Genomic DNA, 565 nt, shown 5'->3' with positions numbered 1-565 from the left:
GTTTGGGGTATTAATTGATTGGATACCCAAGAACCATAATCTTTCCTAGAAACAGCTTCTACGACGATAGGCATAAAGGCATGATTCGTTCCACAAATCTCACTGCACTGACCATAGTAAACTCCTTCTCGTTGTACCAAAATAGAGATCTGATTTAAACGACCAGGTACAGCATCACATTTGACACCTAAGGAAGGTACAGCCCAACTATGAAGTACATCAGCAGATGTTACAATAATACGTAGATGAGTTTTGGCTGGTACAACCACTCTATTGTCCACTTCTAATAAACGTAATTGACCCAATTCTAGATCATCTTCTGGAATCATATAACTGTCAAAAGTGAGTGACTGTTCATCGGAACTGTTATAGTCTGAATACTCATAAGTCCAATACCATTGATGTCCAATAGCTTTAATAGTAATGGCTGGATCTACTACTACCTCGTCCATTGAGTATAAGAGAGCAAATGATGGTATAGCAATGAACATCAGGATGATACTAGGAAATATGGTCCAAAGAATCTCGATAGTAGTTCCATGAACAATCCTTTGCGGGATTGGAT

General features: G+C 38.6%; 1 protein-coding gene. It reads right to left on the bottom strand.

Annotated features, from left to right (window positions below):
- Nucleotides 1-524: cytochrome c oxidase subunit II (gene coxB / locus IE294_RS50545; protein WP_506005401.1), on the bottom strand; the 524-nt coding region annotated here is incomplete at its 3' end.
- Nucleotides 525-565: the final 41 nt, after the last annotated feature.

The sequence above is a fragment of the Streptomyces canarius genome (assembly GCF_014650735.1).
GTDB classification, from domain to species: Bacteria; Actinomycetota; Actinomycetes; order Streptomycetales; family Streptomycetaceae; genus Streptomyces; species Streptomyces olivaceoviridis.
This window is presented reverse-complemented; position numbering and strand designations above follow the sequence as displayed.